Genomic DNA, 18,998 nt, shown 5'->3' with positions numbered 1-18,998 from the left:
TTCCTCCTGACTCTCAGTCAGTCGCCCGTTTGTACAGTAAACCTAATCGATATAACATTTCTTTAATCTCTGTTTTAGTCAGCAAGGGTCCGGCATCGGAACGATAGGCCTGATACTGACCTTCGGTATTATAACTGGCCGGATCGATACTGGGGTAAATAACAAACATACCGGGTAGTTCCACTGCCCGTGTAGCCTCATCAGCTGTCATCAATTCTTCATGGGGTTTTTCTCCAGCTCGCAAACCAATAACCTCGATTCTGATATCCCTGGCTGTATAATTATGTTTTGGCGCAACCTCTTCGATTATCACTTCCGCCAGATCTCCCAGCCTTAAAGCTGGCATTTTCAGAATAAAGGTCTCCCCGCCCCGAGCGATTTCTCCTGCTTTCAGGACCAGTGCCACTGCCTCGGGAATGGACATCATAAACCTGGTCATCTCCGGATCAGTTATAGTTAAAGGTCCACCCCGGGCAACCTGTTGGATAAACAAAGGAATGACTGACCCCCTGGACCCCATAACATTGCCAAAACGCACACAGGCAAAAACAGTTTTCCTGGCTCCTTTATAGTAATTGGCAGCAGCCATGAGTTTCTCTGCTAATAGTTTGGTTGCCCCCATGGTATTGGTAGGATTAGCTACCTTGTCTGTACTGATGGCAATTACCCGTTCCACTTCTTCATCAAGAGCACATTCAATAATATTCTGGGTACCAAGGACATTGGTCTTAACTGCCTCAAAGGGATTATACTCACAGGCAGGAACATGTTTCAGAGCCGCCGCATGAAAAACAACATCAATCCCTTCCATAGCCCGTTTGAGTCTTTCCTTGTCCCTGATATCCCCCAGTAAATAGCGGATATTGGTATGTGAACGAAACTCATGTTGTAGTTCAAACTGTTTCGATTCATCCCGACTATAAAGGCGAATAACTTCAGGCTGAAATTGCAAAAGCTGCCTGACCAGTTCACTGCCAATCGTGCCTGTTCCCCCGGTCACCAGGATGCGTTTTCCTTTATAAATCTCTTCCATCCTCTTGCCGCCTCCTTAAGGCAAAACGCCAGTAACTCGCCAGTGGTTCATGCCGCCAACCAGGAATATATGCTCCGCCTTCCGTACAGTTCCAGAGTAATTCCTTTCCAGGAAACATAAGGGCATAATTCTCAAACCATTTGAGGTAAGAAAACAAATTGAGGGAAGTAGGTACCTTACCCCGCTGATCATAACCATCTACCCAGAGTAAGCTATGATCCGCGATTATCTGCCGTGCCGCCACCGTATCTGCTGCATGACTGTAACCGTCTGTATAAGCCAGGTCCTGTCCAACCAGGCCAACAGAGGATGCACCCAATTTCACCAGTAGATCCAGCAAACAGGTAGCTACTGAGCCACCGGTTAAAATAAGGGGTTGATTGCGTTTCTCTGCTTCCAGTTCCGCAGGTACAAACCCTTTTTGCCAGACAATATACCTTGGCCCCTGATAACTGGCCACTACAGAATGATTTGCCGTTGAAAGATAAAACAAAGGTGGAAGTGGTAAATTAATTTCTACATTAAATTGTTCACTAATTTTTTCATTGGGGTCAGAAATCATTACCAGGTCCGGTATTATACCTGCCTTAACCAGGGGCTTCAGGGCTGTACCCACTGTCGCAATTTTAATAGAGCCTTCTGCAGCAATTTCTTTTAAAATCGAGAGTTGTTTGGTTAGAGACGGTCCTGCCGAGACCAGAAGAACAGGGCTGCCGTTGATGAATTTATTGCAAGCTGTAAGACCAGGATCGTTTAAAGTAAGATTGTGAGCAAAATTTTCTTCAAGTAACTTTTTCTGATTTTTATAAGCTCTCTGTTGTAAAAGATAACTTTCCAGGACTTTTTTAACTGGTGACAGAGCCTCAGACATCAGGGCCAGAGAATGATTGTGAATAAAAACCATATTTTCAGGAGCCAGAAGCAAAGGTAATAATATATTCTTTATTTCTTCTATATTTTCACTGCAATAGATTTTAACTCTCTCGGACAGTCTGAGCAGGTGTTGTTCTTTTATCCAATTATAGAAGTGCGGGTTAAATTCCCATACTGTTATAGGAAAATCGGGGTATTGTTCAGCCAGAATATGGACATGATAACCCAGCCCCAGCCCGATTACCACCAGGGCCTGAGGGTGACCGGTCATCATCTCTGTCCAGCCTTTAACCCACTGCTCGGCTTCACGTAAAGGGTCGTATTTACTGTGTAAATAGATTTCCTTATTTCCCTCTCTGATTTTTACCGTCGGCAAACCAGTTCTGCTTATAATTTTCTCCCAGGTAATGCTCATTAATTATCCAACCACTCTTCCAGGACTGGTACAATCTCATATTCCAGCAGATCGCCCAGCAGAATATAATCGCGGTTAGCGAGAGCTGACTCCAGTTCCGAAAAATGCATAGTTAATTTGCTTGGATCAATCTCTGTCAAAAGGCCAAATTTTTGCAATTCACTTACAGCAGTGATAACCCACTCTAATCCTTCAATGGCTGCCGGCAGTAATTGCATGGCACTGGCTTCATCAGCAGTATGAAATTGCTCGGCAATTTTTTGACAACCTGCAATCAATTTGGGCAGATATTCCGCCAAACTGGCCATGGTTTCATTTAGTAAATCTTCTTTATTCATCTGCATTATCCTCTCTTAGTTTTTCAATAATCTCAGTAACATAAATAACAGCCTTATTGATGGAACGGTAAAGAGCCTCTGATTTATCCAGAATTCTCTTAGTCCGTTCCACAGCCGTTTCCCTGGCTGGTTCCAGATAGAGATGATTGATGCGGAAAATTTCCGGCATAATGGCAAAATGTACTAAATTACTCTTTAACAACTCATTCAATTCCTCATCTATTTTATCCAATTTAGTCAGAATTTTGGCATTAACATGTTCAGTTTGCCGGGAAACCCCCTTTAATAAGTCAAGTGCCTTATGACATAATCGCTCTACTTGTTTTAGTTTAACCATTTCCTCCTCGTAACTTTTCTCAATCCTGTCCCTAACCTGTTCCGGTTCAATATCTTGCAAATAGAGACTGGCCAGGTGAGCACGGACATCCCGGTTACAATAGCGTTCGATAAACTCTCTAAAACTAATGTGTTCCATTCCTTCGATGTAAACTCCACCTTCAGTAGCATTATAAACCGGTCGCAGGTCCCCGTAGACTTTTCGCATGGTCAGCAGCTGGTCTTCAAATTGTTTCTTCATGTTGAGAAAAGGATAATCGGTAATAACTTCTTCTCCATAAAAACCTTTAGTACGCAAATATTTTTTACCATCCACTTTTTCCGGTTCCAGCTGTACTTCTTTAAAATATTTGTTTCCTTCTGCATGGGATTTATTGCCTGTATAGGCCAGGTCCTGGCCAATAAAACAAATCGGCCCCGAACTAATCTGTCTGGCCAGGTCAAAACAAAAATTGGCTACTGAAGGACCGCCTCTGATATAGCCCAGAGGCTCTCCATAAACCTGGTCAGCCCATTCTGCCAGTTGCTGGTTATCGCTATTAAAAACCACTTTTATACCCCTGTGTTTTGCCGGAATCTCTTTATGCACAATCAAAGCATAATATAAGGGAATATCATCAATTTCTATCCCTTCAAAATGTTTCAGGTTAGCTGTGCTGCCATCAATGGTTACTACCAGATGGGGTTTAACTCCCCCGCTTAACAGAGGATTAATGGTTGACCCTGCAGCTATAATTAATGCTTGATCTTTAATTTTCTTTAATAATTCGAGCTGTTTATTTAAAGATGGCCCTGACGCAGCAATTACCACAGGGCAATCCAGTTTTCCTGCCAAACGCCGAAAAGGTATTGATTTCCAGGAAAAATAGAGATTAGACAAAAAATTATCCTGCCAGGTTTGGGCAAAATACTTGATAGTATTCAAATTTACCAGTTCCAGTTTGCTTACTTCCAAAACCAGTTTTTCCAGTTGATTTTTTTCCTCAGGCAAAAGTTTGTCATAATTGGGAGAACATAAAACTTCCACTCGACCTGCATATTGCAGATTAATTATAAAGCGCAAATGACGTTCAATTTCCATGCGTTCAAATCCAACCAAAATAAGTACGCGCTCATGCGCATAAAACTGGTGTAAATCAATAAATTTAGCTGCTTCTAGAAAGAGTTCAGCAACAGGTTCTATGATCAGCAAAAAATCATTTTCATCCAGGTGTCGCAAAAGTTCTTGAGCAAAATACCCTGCACCAAAACCGAATAAAATGTGTAAATGGTTTTTTTGGTAATGAACTTCTGCCCAACGTTGAGCCTCTTTAATTGGATCATAGCGGCTGTGCAAAAACAAGCCATTGACAATTACATAAGGTTGACCTTTTTTACTGTTCAGTATATTGATTTGAAACTCTTTAAATTGACTATTTTCTAGTTTGATTATTTCTCCCATTTCCATTTCTCCTTAAAACTAATACTAAAATAGGCAACCTGTAAAGGCTGCCTATTTTAGTATCAATCATAAACTTATTACCGGAGTAACTGCAGAACCCCTTGCGGCTGCTGGTTGGCCTGCGCCAGCATTGCCTGAGCAGCCTGAGTCAGGATGTTGTTCTTGGTGAATTCCATCATTTCCTTGGCCATATCTACATCACGGATCCGGGATTCAGCAGCTGTCAGGTTCTCAGCACTGGTATCCAGGTTGTTGATGGTGTGTTCCAAACGGTTCTGGTAGGCACCTAATTTAGAACGCTCGGTTGATACTTTGGTAATGGCATTATTAACAATTGTTATAAAGGAAGAAAAGTTACCGTAAGTAGACAAACCATTGATTTTAGCCGAAGTTAAATTTGTATCCAACGCCGATGCATTCATCGCATTAATAACCAGTTTGATGTTCTGGGAAGAGTTGGCACCAACCTGGAAGATATAAGAGTCATTCTTCTGGAGCAGTTTTTGGGTGTTAAATTCAGTATTAGCTGCAATACGATCAATTTCCTGTTTCAATTGCAACAATTCATCCTTGATGGCACTGCGGTCTGCAGTAACGTTAGTGTCATTGGCGCCCTGTACAGCCAGTTCCCGCATCCGCTGCAGGATAGAATGGGTTTCATTCAAAGCACCTTCAGCAGTCTGGATCAGGGAGATACCATCCTGGGCGTTCCGGGAAGCCTGTTGCAGACCCCGAATTTGACCCCGCATTTTTTCAGAGATGGAAAGACCGGCAGCATCATCCCCGGCTTTGTTGATGCGCAGACCGGAAGAAAGTTTGGCAATAGAATTGGAAGCTGCGGCAGTATTAGTGGTCAATTGCCGATAGGTGTTCAGAGAAGAGATATTGTGATTAATTCTCATAAATTTTCATCCTCCTTGAAATTATTTTTCGGCATCCATGCCGAAATTTTTCCCGCCGTCATCCGGCCGCTATGACGGTGGGTGATTTGCTCAATAATATTATCGTAAGATGATAATTTTTATTTACATCGTATTTCATAAAATATATGCATTCTAGATTGTTTATAAAAAAATATCTCCTGATTACTCTGATTGACAACTTATTTTAAGATTTTTTGCATCTCCGCCAAACTTTCTAAATTTACCCCCTGAGCTTCCCGGTTGGTAACTACGATCGCTTCATAAACCTCCTTCCGCCAGACCCCAATTTCTCTGGGAGCAGAGATGGCCAGTTTCACTCTATCCCCCTTGATTTCCACCACTTTTACTTCAATCCCTTCCCCCAGAACCAGGGACTCACCTGCTTTCCGACTCAGTACCAACACGGGTTTCACCCCCTTGAGCGGCTGGCAGCAAATAGTGGCGCACTGAATAGCGTTTGTCTTCCAGCACAACCTGTTTGGCCAGCCCTTTGCGCGCATTTATTAGTACAGGCGCCTTTAAATTCACACTGATTTCTTTAATATTTTCCGGAATCCGGACAATCAATAAAACCCGCAAATCCGCCGGTTCCTCAATTTCCAGTAATTCCAGTTCTTCCGGCGGGAAAACAGGATGATAGTCTGCTAAAATTGTGCCAGGTTCTACTACCACAAAGGCCGGTTCCGGACTGTTTACCGCCTGCAGCCAGAAGAAAGGACCAGGGTTGTTCTGGTCATGCAACACCACATATTGTTTGATATCTTCAAAACCCAGAATAGGGCCAATAAAATTAAGAATATCTTCCTCATTTATTTTAATGACGCCAAAAGCTTTGGTGGTAATTTCCATCCCAATTCCCCCTATTTGCGTATGTCTACAACGCTACCGATAAATTCTATTTGCAACTCTGGTTTCTGGGCCAGGTAGATTTCCACTTTGCCCGGTTGATAATCATGGATTACCTGTCCCGGCCGAAAACTAATTTCCACCTTTCCCGGTTCGATCAAAAGCTTTTTACCTCCACTAACAGTGATTTCCGGTCGTGACTGAGGAATGAAGGCAATGTTGAACTCTGCCGGCGGTGGATTAGCAACAGCCTCAGCCTGCTCGGCCAGGGGATTACCCTTATGTTCAATAGCGGCCAGTTCATCTCCTTCTTCTGCCCGCCTTCCAATGCCCTCTAATACCAGCTGTTTAGCCCGCTCCGCCTCATCTCGCGTAAGATCAAACACATTCTTCAATCCAGTTTCAGCAAAACAGGGATATTGATTGATTTCCACCCGAAAAGGCTCCCCTACCATTTCCGTTTTGGTAGGTTGAGTTGTAATCTCAATCCTAGCCGGTATCTGTTCCAGCCGTTGCTGTGCCGGAATGGCATTTATTTCAATTCGTGGCCATACATGAGTTATGCGGAATTGCATGGCTCACCACTCCTTTAAAAAAAGCCAGTGTTAACCACTGGCCTTAAAATTAGCGCAAAAAGTCCACTAATGTAGGCTGAATAATCCTGGCCCCGGCCGCCAGAGCTGACCGATAAACTTCTTCCTGCATTTTAAGCTCAGTTATTACTTTGGCAGTGTCTATATCCTCAGTCTTGGTTAAAAGCGTGCTGAAGTTTATATAACCATCTTCCAGTCGGCTTTGGGCTAGTTGAAAACGATTGGTCCGCGCTCCTACTTCAGCCCGAATCGACTGATTTTTGTTCAGCCACTGGTCAATAACCCCAATCTGGGCCGACACTCCGGCCGTGTCCCCTGCCAGCAGTTTGCTTTCCAAATCTGATAGCGCCTTAAACACACTGTCGGTATTATCTCCAAACACCTCGGCCCCGCTAACATTCACCGGCACCGTAACTCCCGGACCGATTTCATATTTCATCACCGCTGTATTGCCCTGCCAGGTCCCATTGTCATAGGGCTTAGTAGTAGTTTTGGTGCCGGCGAAGAGATAGCGGCCGGCTACCTCCGTATTGGCCACCGCCTCGAGGTGCTGGCGGATCTGAGCCACCTCCCTGGCAATGGCATCCAGGGACTCCTGGCTATGGGTTCCATTGGCCCCATAGACGGCGAGCTCACGGGCCCGCTGTAAAGCCTGGCCGGCCTCATTCAAGGCGCTATCTGTATTTTCCAGCCAGGTCAGGCCGTCAGAAACATTCCTCTGATACTGGTCATTTTCCGTCAGATTAGTCCGCAGCCGCAGGGCATAGGTTAAACCTACCGGATCATCAGAAGGGCGGTTGATCTGGCGGCCACTGGACAGTTGTTCCTGCAGGCGGTCCATTTCCCGCATACTGCTGCTGAGATTTCTACGGAAGGTATTGATCATCATCTGGTTAGTTACGCGCACAACCCTTCACCTCCTATCGGGTTACCCCCATGCCATTGATGATTTTATCCAGCATCTCATCGATTACCGTTACCAGCCGGGCAGCCGCATTATAGCCATGCTGGAAACGGATCAGATTGGTCATCTCTTCATCGATGGACACTCCGGCCAGGGACTGGCGCCGGTTTTCCAGCTGATCCACCAGCAATTGCTGGTTTTCCACCATACGGCTGGCTTCCTGGCTGTCTACCCCTATTTTTCCCAGCTGGGAGCGATAGAAATCATCCACAGTGCCAGTTACATTGGCATTGGCCCAGCCAAAGGTAGCAGCCCCCTGGAAATTGCGCTCCTCAATGGTGATTTGTTTATCCAGCCCCTTGCTTCCTGCCTTTACTTCCAGTACATACTGGCCAGAGGCAGGGGGTTTTTCCTCCAGAGAAGCTGTCAGATCCATTCCTTGAGCCAGAGCCTCACTGTTGATTTTGGCCAGCAAATCATTGACTGTCACTATTCCAGCCGGAGTCAGGGCGTCTGCCCCGGCGCCGTCGGTGATACTGATAATAAAGGATTTGTCACCCTGTTTAAAGACCAGGGCTGCATTGGGCTGGAAATCCGCTAAATTAAACAGTCCGCCCAGGATATTAGTTGTGCCGGAATAGGCGACTGATGTGAGCCCATCGGCTCGGGTGGCGTAGGGCTTTTCTGTCTGCCAGGTGCTGAGCAGCCCGCTTTGACCTTTGGTCAAATCCATTAGCTGTTTATGTTTCAATTGAGCAATCTCCAGAGCATTTTCGCCATCCCCCGCTTCCGGAGTGTTGCCGGCCGCAATGGCATTGAGGCTGCCCAGAATGGCATCATCCACCTGCATAGCCTGGGCCAAGGAAATTCCACTGGGAGGATACACCCCTTCCACATAGGGTTTGAAGAAGTTGTTATTCTGATTTCCGGTCAGGTCATAACCGCCCCGGTGCAGCTTATTGGTCTCTTCCACAATGGTTTTAGCCATCATATCCAGTTCTTTCCGCAACTCGGGAATAATCCCCTTGAACTCACCTGTGGATGGATCGGAATAACCCCGGGCCTCCAGCAAGCCCTGAATTTCCCCGGCACTGAATCTGACCGGTTGCCGGTCATCAGCCCAGACCACATCCACAAAACCATTATTGGCCGGATTGGCTACTGCCTGCAGCAAGGAAACCTGACTGCCGGTTACGATCTCCCGTCCGCCAATAGATACATTTACCTGACCCAGTTTATTTTCACTGATGCGAATATCAGCGATTTTGGCCAGTTTGTCCAGCAGCAGATCCCGCTTGTCCCGCAGGTCATTGGCCCGGTCTCCCTGAGCCTCAATTGGCAAGATTTGAAGGTTAATTTCCGCAATCTGCTGGGCGATGGAGTTGATATCCTGTACCTTGACCTTGATATTATCATTCAGGTCAGACTGCAGCTCCCGGTAGAGCTGGTCCAGATGGTTAAAGGTTTCCGCCACCGCTATCCCCCGCTGGCGGACAACAGAACGCACCGCCAGGCTCTCCGGATTTTTGGACAGCTCCTGCCAGGCTTGCCAGAATTGATCCAGAACATTGCGCAAACTGGCATCAGAAGGTTCATTCAGTATGACCTCGATTTTTTGCAACGCATCCCGTTTAGCTTCCCAGTAGCCCAGGTTTTTATTCTCTGTGCGGATCTGGGCATCAATAAAGCCATCCCGCAAACGCCGGATCTCCTCTACTGCTACCCCGGTTCCTACCTGACCCGGTGAAGTGGGGCGATTCATCCCCGGTACCGTATAGGGCGCTTTCGCCCCCAGTACCGCTTCCTGGCGGGTATAGCCGGGGGAATTGGCATTGGCAATATTATGACCGGTTACATCCAGGGCCCGCTGCTGGGCCTGGATGGCTGAACGGGCTATCTCCAGTCCAAAAAATGTGCTCCGCATCTCCTCACACCTTCTTGTCAAATAATCGCGCCGGGGGCCGCTCTCCCGGGTTATTTCCCTCTTTGCCATGATAGACCGGCAAATCCTCCTGCCCGGCCAGCAGGTTAACGGTAAAGTCCAGGTACTTCAAGGACTGTTGCAACAGTTGTTTGTTTTGTTCATTCACTTTGCCCAGGTCCTCCAGGACATGGGTCAGCTCCGCTGCAATCCCCTGCAGGCGGGAAGTATCCCCAGCCCCCAGTTCCAGCAGTTTGGAAATAGTAAGCTGCCGGTCTTCCAGCCCCAGTTCAGTTGCCAGCGCTTCCACCAGTTGATTGCGGGCTTCCTCCAATTTTCCAACCTGAACCACTAGCTGTTCTTCCTGAGCCACGATTTGCTCAATAACCGGCAAATCCCCTCTCACCAGCGCTTCCTGTTTTTCTCTGGCCAATGACAAAAGCCGGCCGTAGACATCCCTCTGCCCGGCCAGCACCTGTGTCAATTCCTGCAGAACCCCGGCTGCTGTTGCCATGGGGCCACCACCTTTCCTAGACCAACTCGTCTACCAGTAACCGTCCCAGCATTTTATCGGCAATCTCTTGCGCTGACACGTTATAAGTACCGGAACGAACGGCTTCCCTCAATTCCGCCACTTTTTCCTCCCTGACCTCCGGTGCCTCTTTTACTGCCGCCAGGGCAGCTTGCAGCGCTTTCGCCTCCGGAGAAAGCTGGGCCTGGTCCCGCCCCTCCCCGGCTGCCGTTCCGCCAGTTTTAACTGTTCCCTTATTAACAGGTTTTTGACCATAGGCTTTTAAAATATATTGAATTTGCTGGTTGGAGATTATCATATCCTTCACCGACCTTAAATGCAAAAATTGTCCTGTCAATTAATCGAAGAAAAAAGCCAAGACCTTAATTTGCATTCCTGGCCATAAAATTAAAATATTTCTTTCTTCCTCTCGTTTTCTTATTTTTTCTCTCTTCTCATGCTGGCAGTGTGCATTTTGGCTTTATGTCCCTTGATTGTCCTGTTCACATTCTGTTCCAGTTCTTTCGCACAACGCTGGCATATTCGCCCCATGTTGATAGGCGCCCCGCATCTCTGACAGGTTAGGCCTTTGATGGCCAGACGGCCTTCCCGTAAATAAGCCAGCACTTTTTCCGGTTTTACCCCCAGTTCTCTAACTACATCATCCACGGTTACTCCGGGATGTTCCCAAACATAATCCCGGATGCGGGAAAAAATTGCTTCCTCTCTGTCCAAACATTCCGGGCAACGCAAAGCCCCGGCGGACATAAACAGTTTGCCACACTCTTCACAGTTTTTTAGTTCCATTTTCATCCACCTCCCCCTGGCCAGTAGCCCAGGTGATGACATTGACCTCCCTGGCGCCTGCAGCAAGTAAAATACGACTGCATTCCTCTGCTGTCGCTCCCGTGGTTAAGACATCATCCACCAGGATTATCTTTCTCTCCCTTACCACATCAGGGTTGATGAGACTAAAAGCATCTCTCAGGTTATATAAACGGGCTACCCGCCCCAGTTTACTCTGCGGTCTGGTATCCCTGGTCCTCACTAGAACCTCCTCTACCGGTAAATGCAAAAACCAGGCCAGATGCTCCGCCAGAACAGCACTCTGGTTAAACTTGCGCTCCAGGATTTTTTGCGGTCCCACAGGTACCGGTACTACCAGCTGGCTGCCTTTAAAGCCAGGCTCCGCCAGTACCGTTTCTGCCAGCCAGTGGGCCATATGCCAGCCCAGAGAGCGACGGCCCTGGTACTTGAACTCATAGAGGACTTTTTGCCATATCCCCCCATAAGGGCCAGTACCTCTGGCGACCTGAAAATAGCCTTTGCTCTGGCAAGCCGGACACAATCCCTGATAGCCCAGGCGGCCGCAGCGGGGGCAGTGCTGTTGTTGCCGCATCAGTTTATACTGGCGGCGACAGGTAGGACAGGGATGCCATTTCATCCCTACTGTGCCGCAAAAAGGGCAGGGTAATTCCTCGGGAAACAGCCAGCGGCCTATTTCTTTAATAACAGGACGTAAAAGTCTACCCATTTCCTTCACCTTCCCTGCCTATTCGGTTCAAGTATCTAATACTCTCCAGGGCCTCCCGCATTGCCCCCGTTTGCTGTGCTGCCAGCCAGATTACCCGACCGCCGGGGCGGTCGGCAGTACGGCCCACCCGGCCACTGATCTGAATCAAGGCTGCCCGTTCAAAAATCCTTTCCCGGTCAGCTCGCCAGACTATTACATTTACGCCGGGAATGGTTATTCCCCTTTCCAGCAAGGTGGTAGTTACCAGAGCCTGCAATTGCCCTGTCTTCAGGGCGGCTATTTTCTCCTCCCGCGCCGGGTCCGCCGCCCATACCCCACTGGCGGCAATTCCCTGTTCCTTTAACCAGTTGCTTAACTCCCGGGCCTCGCGAACCGAAGCCACGAACACCAGCCAGGGCCCCGCCTGCTTCAGGCAGAGCAGCAATTCCTCCCGGCTATCAGGGCGTACTTCCGGTTCCGGCAGCGGCTGCCCGTGATGGCGCAGGGGTAAATAAAAGAGGGTGCGCGCCTGCCGCCTTCTCTCCACGTCTTTAAGGTCGGGAGTAGCTGTCATGGTCAGCATTTTGCCACCGGGCGACAAAGAACGCTCTACTCCTAGCGCCAGCCGTTCATCCTGACGGTAGGGAAAGGCATCTACTTCATCGACTATCACCAGGGCAAAGCAATGGCGAAAGCGCAACACCTGATGGGTGGTAGCAACCACCAGAGCCCCCGTTCTGGCCAGTTCCGGTTGTCCCCCATAATGAAAGGTGAGATCAACTGCCGGAAAGGCCTTTTTAATCCGTTCCTGCAGGTCCACCACAATTTCCCGCCGCGGTACTGCCAGTAAGGCCCGCTGACCACGGTTCAAAGTCAGGGCCAGGGCGGGGAATATTACTTCCGTTTTCCCCGCCCCGCAGGCGGCCCATAACAGGGCCTGTTTTTCCGGAGAAAACCGCAACCAGTCCAGGATTCCCGCCGCTGCCCGCTTCTGAAACGGAGTCAGGGTAAAATCCAGCTTTACCTTGAAAGCAGGTTGTGGTGGGGTTAGCTCCCCGGCGGGAAACAACCACAGGTCCGTGCAGGAAGTAATTAATCCCATATTTGCACAGGCCTCACACCAGCCATGGCTTGCCCGACAAAGAGGGCAGGAAGCAGGATCAGTTAACACTGCTCCGCAACGCTGACATCGGCCCTGCTCATCTTCCCCCTTCAGTCTTACCGCTCCTAAAGCCTGGGCCTGCTGGGGTGTTAAACCGATTTTCTTCAGCTCCTGGGTTGTTAACAATCGTCCCGCCGGCTGGATTTCTCCCTTCATCCCCCTACCCCTTTACAAAAGCAGGCCGCCGCTGCTCCCGGCAGGGACAGCGTCCGGCCTTGCTCTTACTGTAATTTCTCATAAATACGGCTTAAATTTCGTCCATCTTCTTTAGCCCGATAAAGGGCCAGGTCAGCATGACTGATCAATTCCGACTTGTTCAAGCTATCGACCGGGAAACAGGAAATCCCGGCACTGACGGTGATACTGGTCTGCAACCCATCTGCTGTCGGCACCCTTAAAGCCGCGATAGCCTGGCGCAGCTTTTCCGCCACCTGGAAACCTTCTTCACTTCTGGTGGCTGGCAGGAGAACGGCAAATTCCTCCCCGCCATAGCGCACTACGGTGTCTATTTCCCGGACCAGGCTTTTAATGGTCCGGGCCACCTCGGCCAGCATCTTATCACCCATCATGTGCCCGTAGCGGTCATTATAGGTTTTGAAATCATCTATATCCAGCATAATCAAGGTTAAAGAAGAATGACGGTTGCGTTTCAATTCCTTATCCAGTGTCATCTGGAAATAACGATAGTTATATAAACCGGTCAGCTCGTCGGTAATGGCCAGTTGCTCCATTTCCCGGTTCATTTTCTCAATAATATTAGTGTAACTCTGTAACTGGTCGTGGGAAGCCATCAGCTGACTATAGGCGATTTCCAGTTCCTCATTCATCTTCTGGTTACGGCGGAATTGTTCCCTTTGTACTTTCAAAAGATAACCAACAATGGCGGCAACCAGGAAAAAGAGCACAATCTGGGCCAGCATCCGCGTATCCTGCCACATAGTCACCTTCCAGCCTGTTGCCTGGCCTTTGGCATAAATAGATAAGCCACCGGCTACCAGTGCTGTTGCCATCGCGCCAAGGAAGTCGGCATACAAAGTAGCTGCTACAATCGGCAACAGGTAAAAGGCAGGATAAAAGATGCTTTCCACCCCACCGGTAAAATTAATCCAGAAATATGAAATCAGCAAATTACCCCCAATGGCCAGAGTGTAGCGCAACCAGTTACCTTCCCCCCGCATTAAGAAGAATGGCACAAATAAGCCGTTGAAAATACCGGCGACTGCCATCAGTATATATAAGTGGGGAAATACCACCTTATCCGGGTTGGCCAGAGCTAGAATAACGAAAGGAAAACTGGTCACCCCGGTAATAATCCACAGGTTGCGCTCAACCTTTCTCTGCATTGATTACTCCTCCTCGGCTTCCATGGGGTCATGTAAACGCAAATAATCCAGCAGGTAGGGGTTTAATACCTTGATGTATGTACCTTTCATACCCAGGGAGCGGGAATCAATAACCCGGGCGCTTTCCAGCTTGCGCAGGGCATTGACGATCACGGAACGGGTTAAATGGTATTTTTCCGCCAGTTTGCTGGCTACCACAAACCCTTCTTCCCCGGCCAGATCACGGAAAATAAAGCGTAATGCCTCAATTTCCGAATAGGACAAAACTTCCATAGCTGTCTGAATAGCCACCCGATCTCTGGTGTCTTTTTCCAGACGCTCATTTTTCAGGCGCATGATTTCAATTCCGGTAATAGTTGCAGCATATTCAGCCAGGATCAGATCATCATCAGTGAATTCCTGACCTTCCTTTTCACAGATCAGGGTCCCCAGTCGGTCACCACCACCGAAAACCGGGACAATTGCTCTAACCCAGCCTTCCTGGCCACCAGCGGTTATTTCGGTCCGGTTATAATTGAGGAATTGTTCATTTAAGGCATCCTGCAGATGGCCATCAGCTTCAATATATGCTTCCAGAGGGTTTACCCCACTCCCGGTAGCATCTGACCACCCCAGCAGCTTACCGCGCCGGCCAATAATCCAGAATCGCGTTTCCGTCAACCGGGCTAGCACGCGAGCCATCTCCCAGAAATCCACCGGCTGACCTGCTGTTTTTTGGATGAGACGATTCATCGCTCTGGTCTTTTGTAACAGACTTCCCACTTTAATCTACCTCCTCTGCTTCCTCAGCAGTACTAACCCTATTTCTCCCTGCCCCTTTGGCATGATAGAGGGCCCGGTCAGCAGCTTCAATCAGCTCCCCTGGTTCGTGGCCATGAACGGGCGCCTGTGCTACCCCAATACTGACAGTGACACTCACCAGCGGGCGGTTGCTGCCGATCTCCACCGGTTCTCCCTTAATTGCCAGTCGAATCCGGTTGGCCAGCCGCACGGCATTGGCCAGTTCTGTGTTGGGCAGGAGCACAGCAAATTCTTCGCCCCCATATCGCGCTACCACATCCGACCTTCTGGTTTCCCGGGTCAGTACTTTTGCTACCCGCTGCAACACCTTGTCTCCGGCCTGATGCCCGTAAGTATCATTGAATTTCTTGAAATGATCCACATCCAGCAGCAACAGGGAAAAAGGATGATGATAGCGCTTGGCCCGTTGAAATTCTTCCTCCAGCCGGGCATAAAAATAACGGTGATTATATATGCAGGTTAAGCCATCGGTTATGGCCATATTTTCGATTTTTTCATAAAGCAGGGCCCTCTCCGTGGCCAGGGCTGCCTGCCCTGCCATGATGGTCAGCAATTGTTTCTGGTTTTCTTTAAAGCCAAAGGGCTCTCTCTTACCCAGTACCATCACACCTACCAGTTTATCATCAGCTACCATGGGTAAAATCAGGAGAGAGCGCATAATCTGGTAGATCCCCGGCATGCGCCGGATCAGCTTATCCCGTTTGCAATCATAAACAATTACCGTTTGCCGGGTACGCACAACCTGGCCAATTAGGCCATCCCCGGCTTCAACGGTGGTATTTTCCAACCAGGCTTTGTAATTGGGATTATTGCTGATCACTACCTGGGGAACCAGTTGTTCCAGCTCCTCCCGCCAGAGATAAATGATTGCTGTATGATATTTTACCACCTTCAGTGCCTGATGTAAAATTTTATGCAATAGCTCCCCGGTTTTCAGAGTCAGCGAAGCCTGTAAGGCAATTTCATGCAATGCCTTTAACTCACGGTGAGCCAGTCCCAGTTCAAAATAAGTTTTCAACAGGGCATTGACCAGAATAATCAGCCCTAACAGCAAAAAAACGCCAGCACTGCCGATTACCCGATAGAGCAATACTGTTAGTGCCCCCAGGCAGATGGAAAGAGCACAGGTAAACAGCTCCAGTTTGAATACATCCCGCCAGTAGGGATAAAGGGCCCGAGCCTGTTCTCTGGCCGCATAGATATTGACCAGCAGATGGTTGGTTACAAAATAGGTTACAACATACGCTGCCAGCGGTAACCAGTTGGAGGCCATCAACTTGTCCGCCTGAGGCGCTATCTGGCCGCCTGCCTGTTCATAGACAATCCCGGCCAGTAAAGCCGAAAGGGCATATTGAGCGCCATTAAACAAAACCGTTTTCATGGAATGGCCGTGATTGACAATCCCCCGGGCGAAAACCGTAGCCAGAGCTGAAATCCAAACTGTAGCGGGAGTGCCAAAGAGGATAAATGTCACAAACACCAGCACAAAACTCAGGGAAAAGTCCCCATTTGGTGTAGAAATCACAAACCACTCCAGAAACATGCCCATGGCCAGCAGAATAACATAGGACTGCCAGTCATCAGCTTTCAGCCCCGGTAGCATCAGCCCCAGAGCTGCTGCTCCCAGCAAAATCACCATCAGGCCGTACACGGCAAACCAGGGGCTCGTATGCCGCTTCATCCGGCCACCTCCCTTAATTCGCTCTAACTTCATTCGACATATAGCCATAAAATTCCTGCTAAATTGTAGATAATTTTAGATAATCCTTCCGAGTAAGCGCAACACATGTCCTTTTCTCAAGCCCAGCTGTTCAATGGTTCCTGCCGGCAACTCCACCACCGCTCTTGCTTCCCTGACCACCGGGCTAAAGCGCCAGGGCGGCATGCCCGTAATCAAATGCACAATCCGATTGGTATCATCCAGAAAAACTACATCAATAGGAAACCGCATGAAACAGGTATGCACACCCTGACAGGGCCTGATAACCAGGGCCTCCCCGGGTGCCATCTTCTCGCGATCCAGAAGGCCAACTAATCGCCTCCAGAAGGTATCAGCTATTTGCACCCGGCTGGCAATCTGGGTTTGATTGGTCACATTGATCAGTTCCATAAAGTCACCCCGCTTGTCAGTTGCCCATGGTCTTCATCATCTGCATTATTGCCGGACCCAGCAATACTACGAAAAGGGTAGGAAAAATAAAGAGAACCATCGGAATTAGCATTTTTACCGGGGCCTTCATTGCTTTTTCCTCCGCCCTTTGCTTGCGTTTCCCCCGCATTTCCGCTGACTGCAAACGCAGGACATTACCGATGGAAACCCCCAGCTGGTCAGCCTGGATAATAGCCCCTACCAGTGTTTGCAAGTCCTCGTTTCCTGACCGCAACCCCAGATCCCGGAGGGCATCTCGCCGCGGCTTGCCCATCTTAATTTCCTGCAGCAAACGGGAAAACTCCTCTGCCAGTACCCCTTTGCTTTTCTCCACCACTTTAACCAGAGCGGCATCAAACCCCAAACCCGCTTCTACACTAACGGTCAACAAATCCAGAATATCCGGCAGGGTATCCTGAATTTCTTCCTGGCGCCGGGTAGCCAGTACCCCCAGGTAATAGTTGGGTAACAAATAACCCAGGATTGCGCCAAGCAACAGAGCCAGCACCAGCACCAGCGGGCTTGCCCCCGAGGGCAGGGCCAGGAAAAAGCAAACCAGAGCCAGCCCAATCATCATGGCATACTGCAGGGCCAGGTATTCCCCTGCTGTCAAATCCCAGGGATTCCCTGCCATCAACAATTTTTTCTGCAAATCCAGCTTTTGCTTGCTATCAGCAGCTCTTGTCCCTTTGGGCAGCTTTTCCGCCACCAGGTTTAACAGAGGGCGAATCACCCGCTCAAAAAAGGGCTGGGATAACTTCTCATCCAGGTACTTTTTTCGCCAGCTCAACAGGGAACCCACCTGTTGTAAACGGGACTGAACGGTAATCTTATCCCTGTAAAGGTGAAAAAGAAAAACATAACTCAGGAGGGTAAAGGAAAGACCACTTAATAGAGAAATCAATAACTCCATGCCCAACCCCCCTTACACTTTAATATTAATGATTTTTTTGATAATCAACATGCCAATACTCTGGGAAACCAGCCCGCCTATAATCAGGCTCCAACCTAAAGGACTGGTAAAAAGAGGCATCATGTATTCCGGGTTGATGAGGAAAATAAAACCTCCCACAGCCACCGGCAACAGGGAAATAATCATCCCGGAAATTCGTCCCTGGGCCGTCAGGGTCTTGATTTCGCCCTTGATCCGCACCCGTTCACGAATGGTGTTGGCTATGCTTTCCAGCACCTCCGAAAGGTTACCCCCTACTTGCCGTTGAATCAAAACAGCAGTAACTACCAGATCCAGGTCCTCAGACTCAATACGCTGGGTCATCTTCTCCAGCGCCTCCTCGGTAGTGGTACCCAGGGACATCTCCCGCAAAGCCCGGGCAAATTCTTCGGAAATGGGGGCCGGCATTTCGCGGCTGACCATATCCATCGCCTGTAAAAAGGAAAACCCGGCCCGCAGGGAATTGGACATAACCAGCAGCGCATCCCCTAACTGGTTATCAAACATGTGCACGCGTTTGGCTTTGCGAGAATTGACCAGCAGGCGGGGCAGCAAAAAACCAAGCATAAGCAGGATAATGCCTCCGCTGATATTTCTGGCCAGCAACCAGCCCACCAGCCCCCCACCTACCGTAGTTAACAGATTAATAAAGACAAATTCTTCTCCCCGCAGGGGAATATTGGCCTTGATCATCTCCGCTTCCCATTTCTTTGCTATCTCCCGGGCTGCAAACAATTTGGCTCCCTGGTTAATAAATTCCTTCCAGCTCAGAGTCGGCCGTTCTTTTTTCTCCCGTCGCCCGTATATAGACTTACTGGTATAAACGGTCAGCCTTTCCGCCAGTGCCCGCTGCTCTCTGGTCAGCAAGAGGAAAAGGGCCCATACAAAGGCAGTCACACTGATAAAAGTCAGTAATAAAATCAAACTTGCCATAGCCCTCACCT

21 protein-coding genes are annotated in these 18,998 nt (G+C 48.7%); all 21 read right to left on the bottom strand.

The features are described from left to right. Positions 1–13: 13 nt before the first annotated feature. The 21 genes from JDF658_RS08400 to JDF658_RS08300 all read right to left on the bottom strand — a co-directional run bounded on the left by JDF658_RS08400 (position 14) and on the right by JDF658_RS08300 (position 18,987). Entirely contained in the window at positions 14–1,024 is a 1,011-nt protein-coding gene (locus tag JDF658_RS08400) for a UDP-N-acetylglucosamine 4,6-dehydratase family protein (RefSeq protein ID WP_078665880.1), read from the bottom strand. Beyond that, the gene (locus tag JDF658_RS08395) at positions 1,017–2,321 is read right to left on the bottom strand and encodes a motility associated factor glycosyltransferase family protein (protein ID WP_079907186.1); all 1,305 of its coding nucleotides are present in this window, start codon (positions 2,319–2,321) and stop codon (positions 1,017–1,019) included. The genes JDF658_RS08400 and JDF658_RS08395 overlap by 8 nt, the downstream gene beginning before the upstream one ends. Continuing rightward, complete coding sequence (locus tag JDF658_RS08390; RefSeq protein ID WP_078665873.1) at positions 2,321–2,659, bottom strand: hypothetical protein; 339 nt, start codon at positions 2,657–2,659, stop codon at positions 2,321–2,323. The genes JDF658_RS08395 and JDF658_RS08390 overlap by 1 nt, the downstream gene beginning before the upstream one ends. Beyond that, positions 2,652–4,436 (bottom strand): motility associated factor glycosyltransferase family protein, encoded by a 1,785-nt coding sequence (locus JDF658_RS08385; RefSeq protein ID WP_159446594.1) that lies wholly within the window; start codon positions 4,434–4,436, stop codon positions 2,652–2,654. The genes JDF658_RS08390 and JDF658_RS08385 overlap by 8 nt, the downstream gene beginning before the upstream one ends. Before the next feature lie 77 nt (positions 4,437–4,513). Beyond that, complete coding sequence (gene hag / locus JDF658_RS08380) at positions 4,514–5,338, bottom strand: flagellin Hag (RefSeq protein WP_079907183.1); 825 nt, start codon at positions 5,336–5,338, stop codon at positions 4,514–4,516. A gap of 200 nt (positions 5,339–5,538) precedes the next feature. Next, on the bottom strand, positions 5,539–5,763 hold the full coding sequence (csrA, locus tag JDF658_RS08375) for a carbon storage regulator CsrA (RefSeq protein ID WP_078665876.1): 225 nt from the start codon (positions 5,761–5,763) through the stop codon (positions 5,539–5,541). Beyond that, entirely contained in the window at positions 5,735–6,208 is a 474-nt protein-coding gene (fliW, locus tag JDF658_RS08370) for a flagellar assembly protein FliW (RefSeq protein ID WP_079907181.1), read from the bottom strand. The genes csrA and fliW overlap by 29 nt, the downstream gene beginning before the upstream one ends. 11 nt (positions 6,209–6,219) lie before the next feature. Beyond that, complete coding sequence (locus JDF658_RS08365; RefSeq protein WP_078665878.1) at positions 6,220–6,780, bottom strand: DUF6470 family protein; 561 nt, start codon at positions 6,778–6,780, stop codon at positions 6,220–6,222. A gap of 49 nt (positions 6,781–6,829) precedes the next feature. Continuing rightward, positions 6,830–7,705: a flagellar hook-associated protein FlgL gene (gene flgL / locus JDF658_RS08360; protein WP_078666080.1), complete on the bottom strand. Its 876-nt coding sequence runs from the start codon at positions 7,703–7,705 to the stop codon at positions 6,830–6,832. A 13-nt stretch (positions 7,706–7,718) separates the two neighbouring features. Further along, complete coding sequence (gene flgK, locus JDF658_RS08355; RefSeq protein WP_159446593.1) at positions 7,719–9,626, bottom strand: flagellar hook-associated protein FlgK; 1,908 nt, start codon at positions 9,624–9,626, stop codon at positions 7,719–7,721. A gap of 4 nt (positions 9,627–9,630) precedes the next feature. Beyond that, positions 9,631–10,137, bottom strand: a complete 507-nt coding sequence (locus JDF658_RS08350; RefSeq protein WP_078666082.1) for a flagellar protein FlgN — start codon at positions 10,135–10,137, stop codon at positions 9,631–9,633. Positions 10,138–10,153: 16 nt separating this feature from the next. Next, positions 10,154–10,453, bottom strand: coding sequence for a flagellar biosynthesis anti-sigma factor FlgM (gene flgM / locus JDF658_RS08345; protein ID WP_079907177.1), 300 nt, complete (start codon positions 10,451–10,453; stop codon positions 10,154–10,156). Positions 10,454–10,572: 119 nt separating this feature from the next. Continuing rightward, positions 10,573–10,947, bottom strand: coding sequence for a hypothetical protein (locus tag JDF658_RS08340; protein WP_078666084.1), 375 nt, complete (start codon positions 10,945–10,947; stop codon positions 10,573–10,575). After that, positions 10,922–11,668: a ComF family protein gene (locus JDF658_RS08335; RefSeq protein ID WP_078666085.1), complete on the bottom strand. Its 747-nt coding sequence runs from the start codon at positions 11,666–11,668 to the stop codon at positions 10,922–10,924. The genes JDF658_RS08340 and JDF658_RS08335 overlap by 26 nt, the downstream gene beginning before the upstream one ends. Continuing rightward, complete coding sequence (locus JDF658_RS08330) at positions 11,661–12,965, bottom strand: DEAD/DEAH box helicase (protein WP_078666086.1); 1,305 nt, start codon at positions 12,963–12,965, stop codon at positions 11,661–11,663. Before JDF658_RS08330 ends, JDF658_RS08335 begins: the two co-directional genes overlap by 8 nt. 65 nt (positions 12,966–13,030) lie before the next feature. Then, positions 13,031–14,152: a GGDEF domain-containing protein gene (locus tag JDF658_RS08325; protein ID WP_078666087.1), complete on the bottom strand. Its 1,122-nt coding sequence runs from the start codon at positions 14,150–14,152 to the stop codon at positions 13,031–13,033. Between the two features lie 3 nt (positions 14,153–14,155). Then, a complete protein-coding gene (gene codY / locus JDF658_RS08320) occupies positions 14,156–14,914 on the bottom strand; it encodes a GTP-sensing pleiotropic transcriptional regulator CodY (protein WP_078666088.1) in 759 nt (252 codons plus the stop codon). A 1-nt stretch (position 14,915) separates the two neighbouring features. Next, positions 14,916–16,634, bottom strand: a complete 1,719-nt coding sequence (locus JDF658_RS08315) for a diguanylate cyclase (protein WP_159446592.1) — start codon at positions 16,632–16,634, stop codon at positions 14,916–14,918. 75 nt (positions 16,635–16,709) lie between these two features. Continuing rightward, positions 16,710–17,063: a DUF192 domain-containing protein gene (locus tag JDF658_RS08310; RefSeq protein ID WP_079907174.1), complete on the bottom strand. Its 354-nt coding sequence runs from the start codon at positions 17,061–17,063 to the stop codon at positions 16,710–16,712. A gap of 16 nt (positions 17,064–17,079) precedes the next feature. Continuing rightward, positions 17,080–18,015: a type II secretion system F family protein gene (locus JDF658_RS08305; protein WP_079907173.1), complete on the bottom strand. Its 936-nt coding sequence runs from the start codon at positions 18,013–18,015 to the stop codon at positions 17,080–17,082. Positions 18,016–18,027: 12 nt separating this feature from the next. Beyond that, positions 18,028–18,987, bottom strand: coding sequence for a type II secretion system F family protein (locus tag JDF658_RS08300; RefSeq protein WP_079907171.1), 960 nt, complete (start codon positions 18,985–18,987; stop codon positions 18,028–18,030). Between the last annotated feature and the right edge of the window lie 11 nt (positions 18,988–18,998).

Source organism: Carboxydocella sp. JDF658 (assembly GCF_002049395.1).
GTDB lineage: Bacteria > Bacillota.
This window is presented reverse-complemented; position numbering and strand designations above follow the sequence as displayed.

Coding starts and splice junctions, on each gene's coding strand:
- JDF658_RS08395 (WP_079907186.1), bottom strand. CDS start 2,321: ATGAGCATTACCTGGGAGAAAATTATAAGCAGAACTGGTTTGCCGACG.
- JDF658_RS08390 (WP_078665873.1), bottom strand. CDS start 2,659: ATGAATAAAGAAGATTTACTAAATGAAACCATGGCCAGTTTGGCGGAA.
- JDF658_RS08385 (WP_159446594.1), bottom strand. CDS start 4,436: ATGGGAGAAATAATCAAACTAGAAAATAGTCAATTTAAAGAGTTTCAA.
- hag (WP_079907183.1), bottom strand. CDS start 5,338: ATGAGAATTAATCACAATATCTCTTCTCTGAACACCTATCGGCAATTG.
- fliW (WP_079907181.1), bottom strand. CDS start 6,208: ATGGAAATTACCACCAAAGCTTTTGGCGTCATTAAAATAAATGAGGAA.
- JDF658_RS08365 (WP_078665878.1), bottom strand. CDS start 6,780: ATGCAATTCCGCATAACTCATGTATGGCCACGAATTGAAATAAATGCC.
- flgK (WP_159446593.1), bottom strand. CDS start 9,626: ATGCGGAGCACATTTTTTGGACTGGAGATAGCCCGTTCAGCCATCCAG.
- JDF658_RS08350 (WP_078666082.1), bottom strand. CDS start 10,137: ATGGCAACAGCAGCCGGGGTTCTGCAGGAATTGACACAGGTGCTGGCC.
- flgM (WP_079907177.1), bottom strand. CDS start 10,453: ATGATAATCTCCAACCAGCAAATTCAATATATTTTAAAAGCCTATGGT.
- JDF658_RS08340 (WP_078666084.1), bottom strand. CDS start 10,947: ATGAAAATGGAACTAAAAAACTGTGAAGAGTGTGGCAAACTGTTTATG.
- JDF658_RS08335 (WP_078666085.1), bottom strand. CDS start 11,668: ATGGGTAGACTTTTACGTCCTGTTATTAAAGAAATAGGCCGCTGGCTG.
- JDF658_RS08330 (WP_078666086.1), bottom strand. CDS start 12,965: ATGAAGGGAGAAATCCAGCCGGCGGGACGATTGTTAACAACCCAGGAG.
- JDF658_RS08325 (WP_078666087.1), bottom strand. CDS start 14,152: ATGCAGAGAAAGGTTGAGCGCAACCTGTGGATTATTACCGGGGTGACC.
- JDF658_RS08315 (WP_159446592.1), bottom strand. CDS start 16,634: ATGAAGCGGCATACGAGCCCCTGGTTTGCCGTGTACGGCCTGATGGTG.
- JDF658_RS08310 (WP_079907174.1), bottom strand. CDS start 17,063: ATGGAACTGATCAATGTGACCAATCAAACCCAGATTGCCAGCCGGGTG.
- JDF658_RS08305 (WP_079907173.1), bottom strand. CDS start 18,015: ATGGAGTTATTGATTTCTCTATTAAGTGGTCTTTCCTTTACCCTCCTG.
- JDF658_RS08300 (WP_079907171.1), bottom strand. CDS start 18,987: ATGGCAAGTTTGATTTTATTACTGACTTTTATCAGTGTGACTGCCTTT.